Raw genomic sequence first — 18,667 nt, 5'->3', positions numbered from 1 at the left:
ATTCATTTTCACATTCCTTATTTCTGTGCCAGAAACGCAAATACAGGATCCATAAATTTTTCCCAGAACATTACATCATGGCCGCCGTCATCTTCCCGATAATCAACCGAAATCTGATTTTCCTGCAGAAATTTTACAAAGCGGACATTATTCTCATACACCAGCTCATCCTGACGTCCGCAGCACATAAATAGTTCCGGGATCTCTTCTCCCGCCTTCTTCGCTTCCAGATAAGCCGGGTCCAGACCCAGATCTGTGCGCTCAAACTCCTCCCTGCTTCCAAAAAGCCCGTCCAGGTATTCCCGGGTAAAACCGTTCACACCCCGCTCCATAAGATCATAGAAATCAAGTCCCGGAGACATAGCCGCAATCTTCCCAAAGGTCTCTCTGTAACGCAGGCCGTTCAACAGCGCCCCATATCCGCCCATGGAGATTCCGCCGATGAAGGTGTCTTCCCGCTTAACAGAGAGGGGGAAAATACTCCTGGTCACCTCCACGATCTCGCTGCCGACAAACTTACTGTACCAGGCAAACCGGTCCGGTCTGTCCACATAAAAAGAATTATCCCCGTCCGGTATCACCACTGCAATCCCCTTCATCATGGACTGCAGGCGAAAACTCAAGCTAGTGCTCAATTCTTTTCCGCTGGCGCTGAAGCCCGGAAGAAAATACAGGGTTTTGAAGGGTTTCTCCGCATTTCCCCAGCCGTCACAGCAGGGCAGAAACACATTCAGGGATACACTCCTCATAAGACTTTCTGATTTGTAATTCATTTCAATATACGCCATCTTCTATTCCTCCATAAACGATTTCGCCGGGGACAGGAACGCAAAACAGGGTTCCAACATTTTGCTCCAATATACAAGGTCATGAACTCCATCTGTCTCCTCAAAATCCACCGGAATATTCTGTTCTTCCAAAAACCGCAGAAATTCTTTGTTTACATCATATACCAGCTCATCCTGGCAGCCGCACCGAAGGAACAATTCCGGAATTGCCTTCCCGCTTTTCTTCCTGTCAAGCAGCACTTTTTCCGGATTTTTATCGGAATGGAGATACTCATCCTCTGTCCCGAAAATAGCCTCCATCCTGTCCGGTTTAAGGGGTGATATTTCCTTTTTCAGAATCTTGTTGACTCTGAGGGCCGGCGACAGCATGGCAATTTTACTGAAAGTATCGCTGTAATGAAGCCCATTTATAAGGGCGCCAAATCCGCCCATAGAGATTCCGCCGATAAAGGTGTCCTCTTTCTTACGGGAGAGAGGCAGCAGAGATCTGGTGATCTCCACAAGCTCTTCCCCGATAAATTTCCCGTAATTATCACCCCACTCCGGCTTGTCCACATAGAAGGAACGGTCCCCGGTCACAACCACCAGCGCCAGGCCATGAAGCATTGCATGAAGCTTCATATTCAGAAATGTCAAAGTCTCTCTCGCTCCCCCGCTGTAGCCTGTGAGAAAATACAGGGTCTTAAAGGGAGGATTACAGTCCATACCTCCTGTCAGAGTTGGAAGTATCACATCCAGTTCAATACTTTGATCAATCGCATCTGATTTGAAATTAAAATGTAAATATGCCATATATTATCATCCTTTCACACTGCCCTGCACAACACCTTCCAGAATGTGTTTCTGACACAGCACATAGAAGATGAGCATGGGAATCATTGACAAGAAGAGTCCTGCAAGCATTGGCGCGTAATCCACAGAATACTCATTTACAAACACACGGATAGTCAGCGCCAGAGTCCGCTTCACCTCGTCTGTGAGGAAAAGGCTGGACATCAGATAATCATTCCAGATTCCCATGGATACGAATACCAGAAGAGTGATCACGATGGGTTTCAGCATAGGAAGTACGATCCGGAAGAATACCTGTATGTAAGAACATCCGTCTATCATGGCAGCCTGTTCTATCTCAATGGGAATACCGTTCAGAAATCCTCTTATCAAAAATATGGAGAACGGCAGATTCAGCCCCAAGGCCACAACGGACAGAAACAAAAGGCTGTTATTCAGTCCAAAGGTACCCCCATATATCTTCACGATTGGTATCATGTATACCTGGAAAGGAGCCACCATGGATGCCACCATCATCAGGAACAACGCGCTCACCCATTTCTTATGGGAAAATCTGCTGACCACATAGGCTGCCGTAGCTCCGAACAAAGTGATCAGAAGAGAGGACACGATCGTCAGGATAAATGTATTTTTCAGGGCTGAGAAAAACTTCATCTCCTGCAGGGCCTGGGTGAAATTCTCCACATGAAATGCAGATGGCAGGGAAAAAGGGTTCATGATAAATTCCTGCGATGTTTTCATGGAGTTGAAGATAGTCAGCACAAACGGAAATATATAGATCACTGTCAGTATACAGGCTGCCGCGAACAGCAAAACACGGCTTGCTTTCACTTTTCTCATGCCTTTACCTCCTTCTTCATTGAAAAATATGTCTGCAGCACAGAGATCACCGTTACGATCAGAAACAATACCACAGCCTCTGCCTGTGCAACTCCGAATTTCATACTTGTAAATGCTGTATTGTACACCTTAAGGGCAATCAACTCTGTGGAATTGAATGGTCCGCCTCCTGTAAGCGCCAGGTTCACATCGAATACCATGAAACAACGGACAATAGACAGGAAAACACATACCGTAAAGGATGACCTGATCATGGGAAGTGTCACATGCTTGAATGCCGACCATTTTCCGGCCCCATCAATATAGGCGGCCTCCAGCAGTTCTTTCGGCACATTGGCAAGTCCCGCCACATAGATGATCATCAGATAACTGCTCAGCTGCCAGGAAGCCACAATGATCATAGCGGCCATGGCGTAAGCCGAGCTGGTAAGCCAGGACTTCTCAAGCCACGCGATCCCACCGCTTTTTCCAAATGCCGTAAGACCAAAGTTAAAGATAAACTTCCACAGATATCCCAGGATCAGCCCTCCGATAATATTCGGAGTAAACATGGCTGTCCTGAAAAAAGTTTTACCTTTCAGAGCGCTTGTGAGAAGCAGCCCCAGGCCTATAGCAATCACATTGCTGACGATCACAACGGCCACCGCATAGATAGATGTCTTCAGCAGGGAATCCAAAAATTTGGAATCCCCGAATATTGTGAGATAATTTCTCAGCCCTACAAACGTAAAATCATTTCCCAGACCATCCCACTGTGTAAAAGAAATGAAAATCCCGTAAAAAAACGGCACGATCAGGATTCCCAGCCAGACCAGTATTGCCGGCATAAAGAAGAGCAGTATCAATCTTCGTTCTCCGTGTTTATTTCCTACCATACCCAACCTCTCTTTCCTCTCCCTCTATCCGGATGATCGTTACTCCAAACTCGTCCAGTAGCTCTCGATTTCTTTGGCAAGTCCCTGTCTGTCAAGCTCACCTGCCACATACTGCTGGAAATAGGGGCCAACAACATACCAGTAATCGCTTGGAACATTTACAGTAAAGGTTCGGATATCTTTGATCTCACCTTTTTCCATATATTCCTGTGTGGACTTTGCCAGGGCATTGGGATTTTCTACCTTCACATCTTTGAATGGAAGAGTGGAACCAATAGTCACTCCCATGAAATCCTGTCCTTTTTCACTGTTGCACAGCCATTCCACCAGTTTGAGCCCGGCTGCCTGCTGTTCCTCGGTATTCTGGGAAGCGTCTATACAGTAACCTTTCGGAGAAGACATAGGAAGTCCCACATTTTGTTCAGGATCGTTGCTGATAGGCAAAGGAATCATTCCCAGCTCTTCATCTCTTCCCTCCACACCGCTCATCATCATCCAGTTCCAGTCTCCCTGGAAGTAGGTAGCAACTTTGCCGGTGGCAAAAGCTTCGCAGTTCATTTCCTGATTGATCTGAAGTGGGTCTGCTTTGTTCATATTGTGCTCTGACAAGATATCCAGAGTATCCATCAAATCATTGTAGACCTGATCATCTGCAAGAGAGGCTTCCCCTTTCTTAAGACTGTCAATAAATGCCATCTGGGCTGTTTCATCTCCCTGATATCCTGAGTAGAGGAGCGCACCTAGATGAGCTGCCAGCGCCCAGTCTGCATTCAGCGTGATCGTAGAGGCCGCCTTACCTGACGCATCGATATCGTCAAGCATCTTCTCCAGTTCATCCCTTGTATCAACAGAATGGATATCAAAATCTTCCCCGAAGACCTCCTTCAGCACACGGTTGTTATACATCAGGCCAAATCCCTGAACACTGGCCGGTATGGCATAAAGAGAACCATCCACAGTGTAATACTCTTTGCCTGTGACAATATCATCCACCCACGGCACCTCATTTTCACTGAAATTATAGAAATAAGAATGGTACTGGGTCACCACAGATACATCCATAAGAGCCACTGTCGGCGCCTTCTTCGCTGCATATAATCCCAGCCATGCCTGAAGCTGGTCATCACCGCAGGGCAGGAACTCCACCTTAATGTCCGGGTTCTCTTTCGTAAATTCATCCAGGAGCGCCACCGTCTCATTGTCCACACCCGCCTGAGTGGAATAAAATGTAATCTCTACCTGTTCCCCTGATGCCTCTGACTGTTTGGCTGACTTCTCCTGGGATTTATCATTTCCTGCATCTCCGCAGCCTCCCAGTGCGGTTGCTCCCAGCATCATAGCCATAAATAACGCAATACTTCTTTTTTTCATACTGATTTTCTCCTTTTTGATTTGTATGGGCGATACTCTGAATCCGGATTTTTCAAAGGCCTTCGTTCCATTAGTTCCATATTTTATGTGGAACTGTTTTCATACTCCTTTTATACACTATACAGGAAAAAATGTCAATTAGTTTGAAATAAAGCGCAAAAAAACAGGCAGTTTGCATAAACCCATGCACATCTGCCTGTCTAAAACTTCTATATGTTTATGGAACATCTTATGTTGTTCCACCTTTCTGAAAATAAACCGGAATGACATAATTCTGTTCAACAGATTCTCCGTTTATTTTTTTAACCAGAACCCCTGCTGCTATTTTGGCGATTGCCGGAATATCCTGAACGATCGTAGTTATAACAGGCTGGCAGATCCTGGTCAGATCCAGTCCGTCGTAGCCGACTATTTTCCGTTTTTCGGGAACGGATATCCCGGATTCCTCTGCATGTTTCAGTGCAAAATATGCAGAAATATCCTCCACAAACACGCCGTCTGCATCCGGATACAGACGAAGATATTCCTCTATACTGCGGCGGTAATAATCATAGGACAGGATGTTTGTCCATGCAAGCCGCACAGTGATCACCTCTGTTCCTTCCGCACTCAGGATTTCCTCCAATATCCTGTGCCTCTCGCTGGAGGGCGTATAAAATGTGCTGTCGGAAGATATCTGCAGAACTTTTTTGCATCCGCACCTTAAAAACTCTTCCGCGGCCATCCGTCCCCCCTGCCTGTGGTCTGAATATACCTGGGTCATCCCCTCTGCCGGCCTGCATTCATATGCCACGATTCTGCTGCCCACACGCCCGATCCCCGGAATATCGGATTCCGTAGTATTGAGTATGGCACCGTCTATGATATGCTGTTCCAGCATTTCTACAATTTCTTCCACACGATTGGATACCCCCAGGGAATTAAACATCATCACATGGTATCCCAATTTATGCAGTTCTATCTCCAAATATTTTAAAAGACCTGCAAAAAACGGCTGTTCCATATCCGGTACAGAAAGACCAACGATACCTGTTTTTCCTTTGGCTGCAAGTCCTGCATGATGCTCTGCCGGCTCCGGTACTGACATATTCTGCCTGTAATGCAGTTCTTCAGCCGCTTTCAGTATCATTTTCTTTTTTTCTTCAGACACATAACCTGTCCCGTTCAATGCTCTCGAAGCAGTACCCAGTCCTACTCCGGCAGCATCCGCTACTTCTCTCAGGCTTGCCATATATTCCCACCCTTTTATTTTTAGCGTACCACATTTTGTTCCACAGTGCAAGACAAAGCAAACATTTTTTATGGAACATCACACAGTAGTTCCACCCTGCAATAATTTCACCGGAATATAATAGTGGGCATCTACTTTTTCTTTTGCGATCTTCTTCGCAAGAACCTCCACACAGGTGCGTGCCAGAAGAGGTACATCCTGGGCTATGGTAGTTACCTGCGGATCGATCATCCGCGTCATTTCATTGCCGTCATACCCCACAATCTTCAAATCCCTTGGCACATAGATTCCTCTTTTTTTTGCCTGCATCAGACAGCAGTAGGCTTCCACATCCTCTGTAAAAATGCCGTCGATCCGGCTGTACATATCCAGATACTGGCTTATCATCTCTTCAATAAACGGATAGGACAAAAATGCCCCGTTGATCTCCACAGCTGTAACCTGTATTCCCGATTGTTCCAGTATCCGTCTGCACTCCTTAATCCTGTTCTCCGCATGTACTTTTGTGGCAAACCTGGCCCCCAGGATCATAACATTTTTGCACCCGTTTTCTTTCAGCAGCTTTGCCGCAATCTGACCACCCTTTATATGATCAGAGGCAACCATGGGTATTTCTTTTGCCAGCACCCGCTCAAAACTGACTACCGGCATGCCCTTCATTCTCTCGATTTCCTCTCGCGTTACATCTGTATTGATGATCATGCCGTCAAGACTGCCCGCCTCAATCAAATCCAGCGTATCCGAAACCCTCTTCTGAACTCCCAGCGTATTGCACACTAAAGTTTTATAACCAATATGATTCAATTCCAGTTCTGCATACTTTAAAAACGCCCCATAGAACGGAAATGCCACATCCGGCAGTACGATCCCAACCAGTCCGCTCTTTTTCTGAACAAAACTACGTGACAGCTCACTGGGTCTATAATTTAACTCTTTTGCGATTCTCCTGATTTTCTCTTTTTTACCGGCTTCCACATAACCGCTGTCATTCAGCGCCCTGGATACCGTTCCGATCCCCACGCCTGCAGCTCTCGCCACATCTCTTATATTTGCCATGCTGACCTCTTATTTGACTTTTTTAATACCCATTTCATCTATTTAACAACACGGGCTATGTTTACAATATCATACATTTTTTAGTAATGTCAAACTATTATAAGTTCTTCCAGAACCAGCTGAATCCCAATAGGCTGTTTGAATTTTCTTGCTCATTCAATTAAGCATAAAAATTATTTATTAAATAACTTGGCTGTCTGGGCAACTGCCGCGAGTATTTAGTGATAATTACCTTATAACATGTAACGGAGAGAAGACGCGTGGAAACCACGACCTATTATGTAACTATATACCATTACGAGACAAGCTTAGGCGTTTTTACCTGCTTTACGTTCTGCAATTTCCCTGATAAACTGCGGATTTTTCTTTTCAACATCCAGCATAAGAATATCAATCAAAAGGATAATGGCAACCACCAACGGACCGTACTTAAAGAATGCATCAATACCGGAAATGGTGCCTGCAGCCTGTACTGCCAGGGAACCGTCATAAGCGATAGCTGAGAGGACGAAACCGAATGCCGCTGTCAGTGCGCCCTGGCCCACTTTTGCCCCAACCGAAGCTGCGGAGAAGAGAACGGACTGAACGCGCACCCCTGTTTTCCATTCACCGTAATCAATGGTATCACCAATCAAAGCACCTGCCATTCCCATAGCAAAGCCCATACCGATACCGCGAAGCAATGCGGTAAGGAAAAGCATGGTCGTCGTAAACGGCATGAAGATAAATGCAATTTGTGCAGCAAGCATACATCCTGCGCCAAAAATGACCATCTGCTGTTTCGTAAATTTATTGAGCAGAAACGGGGCAACTGCTGAAATGATCACACCCGGAAGGTTGGAACAGGCAACAAACGTGCCCATCAAAGCGATATTGCCAACAACGTCCTTCAAATAGTACAAGGATACCGAAAGGTTGAAAGTCAGGATAAAGTTTGCCATCAAATTGACAATAAACGCCATCCACCAGTATTTATTAACAACTGCACATTTCACACCAATCAAAATGTTTTCTGCCGGAGCGTCATTTTCCACTCGCTCTTTCACAAAAAAGACGTTCAGCGCAATCGGAATCAAACCGATAACACCGAATACCATGATGGCTTTGATCCATGCAGACTGCATCTGCTGACCGCCAAAGTATTCCACCATGGGAATCATAACCGATGCCATGATGGTCTGGGTAGCGGCTGCAAACATCATCTTAAAAATGAGCATCTGGGAACGGTCCTTGGAATCATTCGTGACATACGATGCAAGCGACCCATGGGCCATACCGACATAAGTGTATAATATCGTGTTAAAAAGGTTGTAAGTAATAAAAATGTAAGCAACACGAAGCCCTACACTTCCATCCGGCACGGTAAATACCAGAATAACGGAAAGTACCATCGGAATTGCCCATTTCATCAAAACCGGAATACAGTGACCGTATTTATTTTTGTGTTTGTCAATCAACTGACCTGCAATCAAATCAGAAATACCGTCGAAAATTTTTGAAATCATGATCACGGTACCGATCAATGCAGCATTTATCATCAATACGTCCGTATAGAACATTAAAACATAGGAGCTGAACAAAGTATACATTGCATTCAGACCCACATCACCGGATCCATAGATCAGTTTTTCAAATAAGCTGATTTTTTTCATTTCTGTAGCCATTTCCATATCCTTCTTTCCTTTTTATAGGTCCCTCAGTATAACAGTTCAGACAGGTCTGCGCATTTACTGCGCTGACCGTATGAAAATGTACCGGAGACAGACATCCAACCCATCGTGAAGCGATTCTTAATGTCTGGATGTATTCCAACTATCGCACTGCCTTTTGGATGAAGTCCTCCATGATGTCCAGAACCTGTTCCATCCAGAATTCGTTGCCGCTGTGGTCCGCTCCTTCTATCAAATACAGCTTTACATCCTTTCCGCATTCTTTCATGCGCCGATAAAGAATCACGCTGCCTTCACAGTTTACAACACGGTCTTTTGTACCATGAAATATGATCGTCGGCGGGATCACACTGTCTTTCTCTATGTTGCATTCCACAGAAAGCCTGCGGCGCAGCTCCTCGCTTTCGCGCAGGTCCACATGCCCCATCACCATACCTTCCGGACTGTCCGGCTGACAGTGGAGAAGCTGGGTTGGATTTGAATCTTCCTTCATGACACTGCAGCTTCCGTAGAAATTCAGAATGCCCTTAACCTCCGCAGAAATACCCGGGAAGAGATTATTTTCCACATCATCGTGGATCATGCCGGCAAACATGGCAGTGTGTCCACCGGAAGAGTCGCCTGCAACAACGATTTTATCAGAATCGATTCCGTATTCTTCCGCATGTACACGCATAAAGCGTACGGCATTTCTGGTATCCATAATTTGTGCCGGGAAAGGTGCAATGCCTGAATGACGATATTCCACCACAGCCACTACATAACCACGTTCCGCAAGCTTTGCCACTCGCGGAAGCTGTATATATACGTCCTGTTTAAACCATGCGGAACCCTGTACAAACACTACGCATGGACAGATCATGTTCGGCCGGTTACGGGTCAGCGGGCGTAAAATCTGCAGATGCAGTTTTTCACCTTCAATCTCCGCATACTCCACATCATGTTGATAAAAAACTCCGATTTCGTCGCCGGTGGTCGGAATCCTTTCCGCTCCTTCCACCTCTTCTGCAAATTCCGGAAACTCTTCATAGGTCCATTCTTTTACTTCCATAAGATCACCTCGTTCAGTTATTATTTTACAAATTGTATCATACGTTTTGCCCGGCTTTCTCTTGATTCCTCCGCAGGTTTTATTCATTTTTCGCCCACATTTTTTGAAAAAATGACATTCACAGATCTTTTTTTATGAAATAAATCGTGATTTATAGTGCTGTAAATCGTGATTTTTGACAGCAAAAAGGGAAATGCCGAACATTTCAGCATTTCCCACTAAATAATCACTTTGCTATTTTCCTTAACGCTTTTCCAGCAATATCAGCCGCACTTCATGTTCATCCAGTACGGTGGACAGGTTGAAGCTCCCGCTTTTTCCGATCAGGACATTTTCATAAAGAGCGCCATAGGTACTGATCTTCGTCAGATACAGCTTTTGTGTACGGTTCTGCAAATCCGGCGCGCCCATTTTCATCCATTGGTCATAACTGCTCCCATGCTCACGGTTAACGGAAAAACTGCGTTTCAAATAATTGCCGGGAATCATATTTTGCAGATGAAGGGCAAAGCTGCGCGTTCCTTTCTGCACAAATCCCATATAACGGTCAATTGTTCGCTGTTCCTCCAGCGGAATCCATTCCGTCAGATGATTTTGTTCATCATAGTGGCAGTAATGGTACAGCAGAATCTGCAGCTTCCTGCCCTCCCCGGAACGAGTAACAATATATCCGTCCCCTTCTGCAAGAATTGTATCGCCGTTGTTCTTTAAGAGCGTCAGAAACATCATGGCATAATAAGCCGCTTTGGGTACTCCGTAATAATTTAAAATACCATAACCGCCATGATAGGGATTAGAGTTCATGACACGGCGTTCCGAGTTATCTGTCAAATGAGCCATCGCCATTGCAGTGACCAGATTACGGCTCTCCAGGCAGTGCTTCACTACTGCGGCTGCCTTAAAACAAGTATCATTCCCCAAATCATTTTGCCACAATGTGGTATTCCAACCGAAAACAGAGATTGGCAGATCCAAATACCCATACTCATTCAGACAGGTACGGAGTTTCTGCAGACGGTGCTGCAGTACACTTTCATCCGCACTGATCGGCGCCGGCTCCCCCGGCTGTTGATCCATCTTTGCCTGAATACGATTCTCGGTGACGGCACGGTCATATTTGGCATGATCCATGCAGAAACTCTGTACACTCAGCTGGGTGGGAAGGCAGCTCTTTTGTCTGCAGTAGTCTAAAAAGCGATAAAGAATGTCAAATCCATCCACAGACAAAAAATCAATATCAAACACAGGTGCCTTCCACATGACCCCCGGAAGCTGCTGCTGCAATATCTTCCAGGTAGTTTCGTAATAATAAAGATAATCCTCCAGGGAGAAAACACCATACTGCACAAACAGGAGCTGTTCCGGTGTGAAACTCCACAACGAAACCAACTCTATTCCATAACGGTAAACAAGGTGCTCTAAAAATCCATTCACTAAAAATTTCCACTTTTCCAGATTATCCGGAAGTCCGATACAGGAATTCCCAAAAACATGCCGGCGGTCTTTCGTCAAAAGTTTCGGTGTATAACCCAGTTGGATCTGCAGGGTAATATTAAGATCCACCAAAAAATCCAGAATTAAATCAATATAGGTAAAACTCAGCCATGGCCTGCCGTTTTGGTCCTCATGATAAAAGTCCAGAGAATCGTCAAAAATACCGAAAAACAATACACTCTGAAAGCCGATTGTTTTCACAGAATCGCGGACTGCATCACGGACCTCCTCGTGCAAGAGCTGTTCTGCCCAGCCAAGTGACGTGGAATCGTTGTGATGAAGCTGCAATTTACCAAGATTTTCCCGGGCATCAATTTCAATACGGGTTGGCAGAGTGCTGCGTTTGTTTAACGGCAGCACTGCTTCTTCTTTTGCCGCATATTTTAAAAGATTCATATAAGACAGTGTACCGGAAATAGCGGCGATTCCCTCCTGCGGCTGCGGGGATGCCTGTTTTTCATAACATCGGCGATAGTTTCCGGGCGTAATGTGGTATTGCTGCCGAAAGTTCAATATAAAAGTGTTGGTATTGGAGAAACCGCATTCCAATGCAATGTCCGTCACGCTCTGCCGTTTCGTGCGCAAAAGATACTCTGCTTTATTTAAACGCAGCTGGCGCAGATAATCTGAAAATGAGATGCGCAGTATTTTATGAAAATCACGGGACAACTGGCTTTTGGAGAGATGCACCAGATCCGAAACCGTCTGTAAACTCAATTCCTCTGAAAAATGTTGTCCGATATAGATCAGGACTTTCTGTATTCGTTCTATTTCCTGTGTCGGGTGCAGTTCGTATGACTCCGGTAACTCAAACTGTGATTTCAGGATAGCCAGCAGTCCGAAAAGGTGACTTAAGATCTGCAGCCGGCGCAGATCAGGCGAATCGGTAACCTCTTTGAACACCACCGCCAGGTTCATGCGAATCATGGAAAGATAATCGGCTTGATCCGGCTGCAATTTACTGCAGCATTTAACACGTCCTAAATTTGCCTGCTGTAAAATCGGCAGCGAAATATATGCCGAAACAGTATGCGCACCCGCTTCGCGATAAATCTCATGGTGTTCATACGGGTTATATACAGCAAAGTCCTCACTGCTCAAAAGATAATTGTTTTTTGCCGTCATCACAGCACACCGGCCGGTCAGCACATAAAGTATTTCCAGCTCCCCATGAAAATGCGGAACGGATGTGTCGCAGTCAAATTCAAAACGAATTTCATCCATGTGAAATCACCCCTTTTTTAATTATACCGATAAAAAAGGTATCTGTCGAATTCTTTTTCAGATTGTAGGCGATATCACAGAAAGGACCATTTGTCCTGTCCCCGGTCACACTCCCCCAGGCACCGGCGTAGCCCTAAAAGCATTCACACGCCTGTCAAGAATAACCTGCTCCTCACTTCCTGAATCCAGTATAGTATTTTGAAAGGATTCTTTTGCCACCAGAACAGTTGTCACATCAAGCACCGCCAGTTTATCCGTAGCAGTAAGAGCATCCACCTGTGCAGAAAAGCAGGAATCAGATGCCCCGGTCTGCGCATCTGCTGCCTCTGTTGTGGCAACGATATGATTATCGGATATATAATTTCCCTTGCCCGAGACAACATGTATGATCACAGGTTTTGCGTCGGCCGGCTTGATAGACTGCCTATGGATTGTTTCTGAAATATGGTTGGCGATCACCGAATTATGATTGCCGCTGATGCGCAGAAGGCCATACCTGTCATCTAAGCCATTGTCATTTTTAAGCATAGGCGCCCATGGTTCATGATCACGTAAAAAGTGGTTGGAAGAGACCGTGTTTTCCGAACAGTTCCCTTCAAATACCAGTGCCCCCGGATAAAAGGAATGAAATCTGTTGCCTGTGATAACAGAGCGGGCAACCTTATCGAAATGGACACAGCTTGTACCTCTCGGAAAAATATTATTTGAAGTGATCAAAAGTCCTCCGAAATTCTGCGCAAAAACAGAATATCCCCTGTACCCGGCTCCCATCAGGTTATCAGTTATCTTAGATGCCTGTCCCCAGCCGCGCAGTTCGATACAGTTTCCGCATTCAGCTATAAAATTATCATGGACTGACAATGCGTCTGCATGGTAAATAATAACCCCATGCTCTAAATATACAAAGCCCATGCCTGTGATCCGGAAGGAATCCTGTGCACTGGCAACATAAATGCCTGTTTTGCCATTCACATATGTATTTTCCGGATCATTTTTTCCTGAACCGTCGTCCGCAAAGTGTAATCCGTCAATACAGAAATTTTCAAATTCCACAGAGCTGATCCTGGGATTTCCGCTCCGTTCCACATAAAAGGCGGCTCCTGCCGCCTCACCATCTGCGTCCTTCGGAGAAAGGTCAACTAGTATGCGGCTGCCTCCCGGCCACACTTCATGCAGATCCTCCCATTCACTCTTTGGAAGATTATAACGAATGCTTGAAGATACAAAACCATGTCCGGCACCCATGATTTTCAAATAACTGATATCAATCACCACCTGCGTACGAAGATGATAATCCCCTGACGGAATGTAGATGACAGCCCCCGGTTTTCCGCCCTCCTCCACATTGGAATCTGTCTGTCTGCTTTTAATATCCGCCAACATGCTGTTGATCACTTCTCCTATATCTTTATAGGGATCTCCGACGTTCCATTCCGTAACATCATAGTAATTTTTACCTGCCATACATAAATCCTCCTATATATTTAACGCCGCCCGGCCTGACAATAATGCTTCCATCCGTTCTAACAATAACAATCCTTTATTCCGTATGTCTCAATCTCTTTGATCACCGCACTCCCGCCAATCGCCCGGATTTTCAACTGATTCTGCGTCTCTCCCGCAAAAATATTATTAGAATGGTTATTCCGGTAATTATCTGTGAAAATTTCAAGTGAACTCCGGTCTGACAGAATATGGACGTCCAGCTCCCTTTTTCCCTTCAGATACATAACGCTTCTCGAAATACCTCTGCTCCATCCATCTGCTTTCTCACGATCTACACTCATTTCCGCATTCTCAAGATCAAACAGACATACCGTCTTTTTTCCTTCTCCGCAGCGCAAAAGCAGCTCCAGTTTATCCGCATCTGTATTCTCAAGATCAATCTTCAGCTTCAGTTCAAAAGCCACACCGTCTCCGGCTCTCAGTTCTGTCTCCTCTTCCGTGATCACAAGACTGTCCAGATATTCCGGGTTCTGCCTCAAAGCTTTTATTTCCTCGATTGGCAGAAACTGTAACGTGCTGTCTTCCATCAAACGTACCTCCAGAGGGATGTTAAAAAAGCCGCACCAGCCTTCCCTGTACGTTGGCCCCCAGTCCTTCCATAATGGCATCCATTCCCATTCATTTGACCATCCTGCCATAATCCTTCTTCCATCCGGTGTCAGAAATGACTGCGGTGCATAATAATCAAATCCCCAGTTGATCTCACCGCTCACATGAGGATAAAACCTTCCTGTCTTATAATCAAAATCTCCCACCATATACACGGCAGTATGATCGCCTGCCCCCATAGGTGAAAAGGTCAGAACATATTTATCGCCTATCGGATAAAAATCCGGGCATTCCCACATGAATCCCCATTCCCCACGGCTTTCCGCCAGAACCTGGAAGAACTCCCAGTGGAGCATATCCCCGGAACGATAGAGAAGTGCCAAGCCCCTGTTTTCACGGCTTGCGCCGCACACCATATAATACATGTTCTCATGCTTCCATACCTTCGGATCACGAAACATATCCGGCAAGATCCCTTCCGGCGCTGTCAGCACTGGGTTCCCTTCATATTTTTCAAAATGGATTCCATCCTCACTGTATGCGATACACTGTGTCTGCTCATAACCTCTGCCTTTATTGGCTGTTCCGGTGTACATGAGGAAAAGTTTATTGTCATGTTCTATCGCGCTTCCGGAAAAACATCCGCCTTTTGGATGATCGTCATACCCTTCACTGGGTGCCAGTGCCGGCGGCAGATACTCCCAATGGAGCATATCCTCGCTGATGGCATGCCCCCAATGCATACTGTCCCAGAAACCACTATAGGGATTATGCTGAAAAAAGAAATGGTATTTTCCCCTAAAATAAATCAATCCATTGGGATCATTCAGCCACCCTGTCTGTGGCATAAAATGATAGCGCTGACGCATCATGCCATTCTTTACAGCTTCCTTTTTTCTGTCTGTCTCCATCTGAGCCTTTTCAATATTCAGCTTCAACAATTCTTTACTCATAAGACCCCTCCATACTGCTTAACCTTTTACCGCTCCTGCTGTCATTCCCTGCACAATATATTTTTGAGCCGCAAGGGAAATGATCATCACCGGAAAACTAAACAAAAATGCTCCTGCACACATTGGCCCCAGATCCAGATTGTATGCTGACAAAAATCCGGCCAGTCCAACCGTAAATGTCTTTGCACTGGTACTTGTCAGCAATAATGCCACAAGGAAATCATTCCATGCAAGGAACAGAGTAAATATAAACGCTGTTGCCAAACCGGGTTTACAGATCGGCAGAATAACCTTCCAAAATGTTTGGAAGCTGCCTGCCCCGTCTACGAATGCTGCCTCGTCCAGTGTCGTGGGAATTCCCTCATAAAAACTTAACATGGTCCACATAACAAACGGCATATTGATGGCTGCGTAAACAATGATCAAGGCAATTTTGGTATCATACAAGCCAAGATTACAGATCAATTCATAAATCGGCACTACAATACTTGAAGTAGGTATCATCTTCAGGCATAAAACCAAAACCACCAGTATGATCGATAATTTGGCACCTGAGCGCTGTATTGCATACGCTGCAAGAGATCCCAATATCAACGCGATCACTGTACTTATCAAGGAAGCACTCAAACTGTTGAACAGAAATCCGAGTGCATCCATTCTTTCAAACAGTCCCCCAAAATTTTCAACCGAGAACACTTTTGGGAAAAAACTCGGCGGAACTGCGATCACTTCTGATCCCGGCTTGAAAGAACAACAAATTACATATATGTAAGGGAAAAGCCAGAATACAGTTAAAACCACTGACAGACTGATTCCCAGCTTCTTCCCGACCTCACCTTTAAATTTCACCTTTTTTCGCCTCCTATCCACTCAGCTAACAGTTCTTTTTCTTCGGATTCCACAGACTCTGCATAAATACCAGCGTAAATATTACTAATACTGCAATAAATACCACTGCCATTGCGCTGGCATACCCCACATCATTATAGCGCGTCAATGTCTTGTATATAATAATACTGAGTGTTTCCGATGAGCTGTTCGGACCTCCCTCCGTCATTGCCCAGATAATATCAAAGGTTCTGGCCGCGTCAATGATCCTTACGGACAATGCTGTCAGTAAAACCGGTTTGATCACAGGAAGCTTTATGGCAAAGACCTGCTGCAGCATACCTGCCCCGTCAATTTTCGCGGCCTCCAGCATACTGGAATCCAGGCCCTGCAGCCCGGCCAATATCATCAGCATCATAAACGGTGTAGTGAGCCAAATATCAGCAATACAGCATGCAGCTAACGACCACCTTTCATCCGCAAGCCACAGAATGTCACTGCTGCTTGACAAAATCCCAATTTCAGCCAACAGTTCATTGACAATTCCGAAACTGGAACTCATCATCAATTTCCATGTAAGACCGGCTACTAAAGGCGCGATCATGAGAGGTGCCATCATGAATGATCGTATCACTTTACTTCCTTTATAATTCAATTCAAAGAATAATGCGAATAATAAACCGATTGCCGTCTCAAAACTTACAGCCACTGCAATATATATCAAAGTATTCTTTAATTGTTTTAAAAATCCGCCGGCGGTAAACGCACGTATATAGTTTTCCAAACCGATAAATGTCTTCTCACCTGTGATTCCGATTTGAAAGAAACTGTCAGCTACCATTGTAATGATTGGATATATGAGAAATGCCCCCATAAATACCGCACCCGGCAGAAAAAATAGTAATAATGTTTTTCTTGAAATCAATCTCATTCTATTTACCACCTTCTATAAACAGAGGGGAAAAATCGCTGTTCACTCCGTGCCCAGCAACACGCTTCGCGGGATTCCCCTCTGCTGCTCACTTTATCTGTTTCACTGCGCGCCTCCGTTATCGGGCGATCGCTTCAATCTCATTCTTTGCTGATTCTAATGTCTCGTTTATATCTGCGCCGCCCAGACTGGCTTCCACAACACCGATCAAAACCTCTTCAATCTGCGCCCATGTTGTCACCATAGGCCTTGCCTGTGACTGCTTTGCTTTTAACGTCTCAAGAACTGCCGCTGTATGCTCATTGCCCGCCTCTTTACCTGTTTCTTCATATACAGATGTTCTGCCTGCGATCTTTAAGGTAAGATCCATATAATCCGCATTGTGGCTGTACATATATTCTACATATTTTTTAGCCATCTCTTTATTTTCAGAGCCTTTCATAACGCATTCATACCAGGGACCGGTTGTTGCCCCAATACCCGCACTTCCGCTGATCATCGGTGCGCATCCGACTTTATCGGCACCGAGAGCCTTTACTGCCGCCGGATACTGATGACTCCAGTTCAGCTGCATAGCTGTTTTTCCGTTCGTAAAGAGTTCCTGTGACTCTGTAGAGGCTGTGGCAAGTGAATCTGACGGAGTGTAATCAGCGTTGGCATTTTCCACCATAAAATGCAATGCGTCCGCGTAAGCCTGATCTGTTATGTTCACATTGCCGTCTTTGTCAAATACAAGTCCCTCTGCACCGGCCTGGCATGCAAAGTCAAGAAAGGAACACACTGCATCCGAGCCACTTCCAAAGACTGTTGTTCCGCTCATATCATCGGTCTTCATTTCTTCTGCAACTGCCTGATACTCTTCCCATGTCTTTGGAACTTTGTCTTCCGGTATAAGGTCTTTTCTGTAGATCAGCACTTTTGCATTTACCCACATCGGGTACCCCAAAAGATTCCCATCAATCGTTCCGCTTTCCTGTAATGTAGGCAGAAAATCACTGGTATCTGCATCATTGACGGCTTCCACTGCGTCTGCGAATGCTGCCAGCCATACCACATCCATACACGCCACGTCATGGGCAGCCTGCTTTGCCTTGATCTCTGTAGAAAGCTTATCATACATTCCTGTATAGGCAACCGCGTCAATAATAACCTCGCATCCTGTCTCCTCTTTAAAAGATGCCGCTGTTTCTTTTGCAAGCGCCTCTGCGGGTGAACCGCTTTCTACCAGTACAGTAATGCTGTTCTTATGATTCTCTTCCTTTTTTCCTCCATCTGCCCCACACCCGGTTGCCATTGTTCCTGCCATCATTGCCGCAAGCATAATACTAAGCATCTTTTTCTTCATTTTTGAATCCTCCTGTTTTCCTTTTGATCATCTGTTTTCGTTACTTTTGCTTTGATGGCTCTATTGTATTCCATGAAACTTATAATGTCAAACGTTTTCATTAATAATTTTCATTTTCTTTCAATTTTCACAAGATATTTCCCTTGTTTTTATCTATATTCCA

General features: G+C 45.2%; 15 protein-coding genes. All 15 read right to left on the bottom strand.

What is annotated here, in order from left to right; translation table 11 throughout:
- Window positions 1-17: 17 nt before the first annotated feature.
- Window positions 18-788: an alpha/beta hydrolase gene (locus V8Q34_RS10955; protein WP_033139394.1), complete on the bottom strand. Its 771-nt coding sequence runs from the start codon at window positions 786-788 to the stop codon at window positions 18-20.
- Window positions 789-791: 3 nt separating this feature from the next.
- Window positions 792-1,580 (bottom strand): alpha/beta hydrolase, encoded by a 789-nt coding sequence (locus V8Q34_RS10950; protein WP_052098874.1) that lies wholly within the window; start codon window positions 1,578-1,580, stop codon window positions 792-794.
- Window positions 1,581-1,586: 6 nt separating this feature from the next.
- Window positions 1,587-2,420 (bottom strand): carbohydrate ABC transporter permease, encoded by an 834-nt coding sequence (locus V8Q34_RS10945; protein WP_033139393.1) that lies wholly within the window; start codon window positions 2,418-2,420, stop codon window positions 1,587-1,589.
- Window positions 2,417-3,295 (bottom strand): carbohydrate ABC transporter permease, encoded by an 879-nt coding sequence (locus tag V8Q34_RS10940; RefSeq protein ID WP_033139392.1) that lies wholly within the window; start codon window positions 3,293-3,295, stop codon window positions 2,417-2,419. Before V8Q34_RS10940 ends, V8Q34_RS10945 begins: the two co-directional genes overlap by 4 nt.
- Window positions 3,296-3,334: 39 nt before the next feature.
- Window positions 3,335-4,666, bottom strand: coding sequence for an ABC transporter substrate-binding protein (locus V8Q34_RS10935; protein WP_244805903.1), 1,332 nt, complete (start codon window positions 4,664-4,666; stop codon window positions 3,335-3,337).
- A gap of 229 nt (window positions 4,667-4,895) precedes the next feature.
- Window positions 4,896-5,897 (bottom strand): LacI family DNA-binding transcriptional regulator, encoded by a 1,002-nt coding sequence (locus tag V8Q34_RS10930; protein ID WP_244805904.1) that lies wholly within the window; start codon window positions 5,895-5,897, stop codon window positions 4,896-4,898.
- Between the two features lie 78 nt (window positions 5,898-5,975).
- On the bottom strand, window positions 5,976-6,953 hold the full coding sequence (locus V8Q34_RS10925; protein ID WP_033139389.1) for a LacI family DNA-binding transcriptional regulator: 978 nt from the start codon (window positions 6,951-6,953) through the stop codon (window positions 5,976-5,978).
- A 308-nt stretch (window positions 6,954-7,261) separates the two neighbouring features.
- Window positions 7,262-8,623 carry an MFS transporter gene (locus V8Q34_RS10920; RefSeq protein ID WP_335835424.1) on the bottom strand — a complete coding sequence of 454 codons (1,362 nt, stop codon included), beginning with the start codon at window positions 8,621-8,623 and terminating at the stop codon, window positions 7,262-7,264.
- Between the two features lie 142 nt (window positions 8,624-8,765).
- Complete coding sequence (locus V8Q34_RS10915; protein ID WP_335835423.1) at window positions 8,766-9,674, bottom strand: alpha/beta hydrolase; 909 nt, start codon at window positions 9,672-9,674, stop codon at window positions 8,766-8,768.
- A 243-nt stretch (window positions 9,675-9,917) separates the two neighbouring features.
- Complete coding sequence (locus V8Q34_RS10910; RefSeq protein WP_335835422.1) at window positions 9,918-12,392, bottom strand: GH39 family glycosyl hydrolase; 2,475 nt, start codon at window positions 12,390-12,392, stop codon at window positions 9,918-9,920.
- A gap of 105 nt (window positions 12,393-12,497) precedes the next feature.
- Window positions 12,498-13,856, bottom strand: coding sequence for a NosD domain-containing protein (locus V8Q34_RS10905; protein WP_244805906.1), 1,359 nt, complete (start codon window positions 13,854-13,856; stop codon window positions 12,498-12,500).
- 59 nt (window positions 13,857-13,915) lie between these two features.
- Complete coding sequence (locus V8Q34_RS10900) at window positions 13,916-15,400, bottom strand: glycoside hydrolase family 32 protein (protein WP_335835421.1); 1,485 nt, start codon at window positions 15,398-15,400, stop codon at window positions 13,916-13,918.
- A gap of 18 nt (window positions 15,401-15,418) precedes the next feature.
- Window positions 15,419-16,249, bottom strand: coding sequence for a carbohydrate ABC transporter permease (locus V8Q34_RS10895; protein WP_335835420.1), 831 nt, complete (start codon window positions 16,247-16,249; stop codon window positions 15,419-15,421).
- A 25-nt stretch (window positions 16,250-16,274) separates the two neighbouring features.
- A complete protein-coding gene (locus tag V8Q34_RS10890) occupies window positions 16,275-17,159 on the bottom strand; it encodes a carbohydrate ABC transporter permease (protein ID WP_335835419.1) in 885 nt (294 codons plus the stop codon).
- A 118-nt stretch (window positions 17,160-17,277) separates the two neighbouring features.
- Window positions 17,278-18,504 (bottom strand): extracellular solute-binding protein, encoded by a 1,227-nt coding sequence (locus V8Q34_RS10885; protein ID WP_033139382.1) that lies wholly within the window; start codon window positions 18,502-18,504, stop codon window positions 17,278-17,280.
- Window positions 18,505-18,667: the final 163 nt, after the last annotated feature.

It is taken from the genome of Blautia sp. JLR.GB0024 (assembly GCF_037000545.1).
GTDB lineage: Bacteria > Bacillota > Clostridia > Lachnospirales > Lachnospiraceae > Blautia > Blautia celeris.
Note: the sequence above shows the minus strand (reverse complement) of the source record. Positions and strands in the feature narration are given on the sequence as shown.